2 protein-coding genes are annotated in these 1,629 nt (G+C 34.4%); both read right to left on the bottom strand.

Annotated elements, in window-relative coordinates; all coding sequences use genetic code 11:
• Positions 1 to 715: 715 nt before the first annotated feature.
• Positions 716 to 1,177: a hypothetical protein gene (locus BTO22_RS13755; RefSeq protein ID WP_146107546.1), complete on the bottom strand. Its 462-nt coding sequence runs from the start codon at positions 1,175 to 1,177 to the stop codon at positions 716 to 718.
• Positions 1,140 to 1,472 carry a hypothetical protein gene (locus tag BTO22_RS13750; RefSeq protein WP_105055983.1) on the bottom strand — a complete coding sequence of 111 codons (333 nt, stop codon included), beginning with the start codon at positions 1,470 to 1,472 and terminating at the stop codon, positions 1,140 to 1,142. The genes BTO22_RS13755 and BTO22_RS13750 overlap by 38 nt, the downstream gene beginning before the upstream one ends.
• Positions 1,473 to 1,629 lie beyond the last annotated feature (157 nt).

The following is a 1,629-nucleotide window of genomic DNA, read 5'->3' as shown; positions in this document are numbered from 1 at the left end:
CTGGCATAACACGTTTATTACTATGCAAACCAACCTGAATTAACCGCCTTAATCACAAAACCCAAGGCAAACCCAGAACGCCGAATGTAATAAATCGTGTTGATGCGATTGTTGTGCGTGCTTACTTTCGGCTTGGCTAACTTGGTAAAGAACTGCTCTGCCAAGATTTTCTAAGCCTAGATTCTAATTTACCGATGCCAATTAAGCGAACAAAATGTTCTTAAATTGCGAGATAAAGTGAATGGAAAACAGATACATTTTTTACGCCATTTGAACGGCTTGATTTCAGCAAGTTTGGAACTTATAAACCAAATATCCTAACCACAATTGGGATTGAAAATACTACGAGGAAAACACTGATAAAGACTAAAATGAGGCATAACCAAAGAACCATTGAAGCGTAAAATAGCTCCTGAAACGCCTGAACTTAGGGAAATAAAGGCTAATTTGCCGAACCTGATAATACGGAAACCAAAAGGCAACAAAGAAGAAAAGAACGCTTACTAAGCCGAAACTACGAAAGCTGCTATCCTTTTGATTAACCGTGCAAAAAATTTCGGACTCAGTACGCACAACGCCTGCATAACACGTTTGCTACGATACAGACCTAGCTGAATTTTAACGCCTTAACCACTGAAACTAAAGACAAACTGACAACGCCGAGTGTAGCAAATCGTGTTGATGCATTTGTTATAACGCTAGATAGGATACATTACTAATTGATAACACTGAAGATATCAAATGGAGTCGAAAACATTTTAGTATTCGATAAGCGCTTGATTTCATTTTGATCTAGAGAGTTATAAGCCTTTATCATTTCTTCTGTTCTATACGCTGGCTTATTAAGGCGCTTAAACTCATTTAAACCTTCATTATCATCAGTTAATAAAAGATGTTTCAGATAACTATTTTCTTCATATGAATAACATTTATTCATAGATATTGATGACAAAGATAATAGTAATGCCTTTCTTTGTATGTCACTTAAAGAGTTATAATAATCATCTTTAAATGATGAGACTTCACGCTCACTCGAAGATAGGCACAACGATATCTTTGCGTTATATGCTAAATATTCATCACTACCAATATCTTTTGCACAAGCTGCAAATGAAAATACGATTAACGAAAAAAAAATCTTAACGTGTCGCACGGAGCATACATTTCCAAAATTCATTTTCTTTTCCTCTAGTTACCATTGCTGCCTCGGCTGCTATTTCCCATGCTTTTTTCCGAGTCATATCACTCAACCCTTTAGCGGCTGTTGCAAATTCCATCCAATCATATTGAGTAATGTTATTTACTGTTGTTTGCATTTTTCTGTCCGTAAAAATTTGAACAATAGGTATTGCACCAACAAACTTAACCGCATAATTCCCAAATTTAGCATTATCTTCCAAGTCACGTAAATACCTCAACGAATTAGCACTAAAATTGAGATTGTCGATATTACAGAATTCACTGTTTTTCATTCCACATCCTTTTAATTTAGAATTAAATCATTTTAATCGTTTTATAAAAAGAAAATCTCACTATTCTTCTAGTCATTTTAACTAATCAATTTTTTTGTACAAAAGATCACAAAAATCGAATCTATATTATTTTGTTAAGGATTTATAGGACTGCGTT

It is taken from the genome of Aliivibrio sifiae, assembly GCF_002954705.1.
Classification (GTDB): Bacteria; Pseudomonadota; Gammaproteobacteria; order Enterobacterales; family Vibrionaceae; genus Aliivibrio; species Aliivibrio sifiae_A.
Note: the sequence above shows the minus strand (reverse complement) of the source record. Positions and strands in the feature narration are given on the sequence as shown.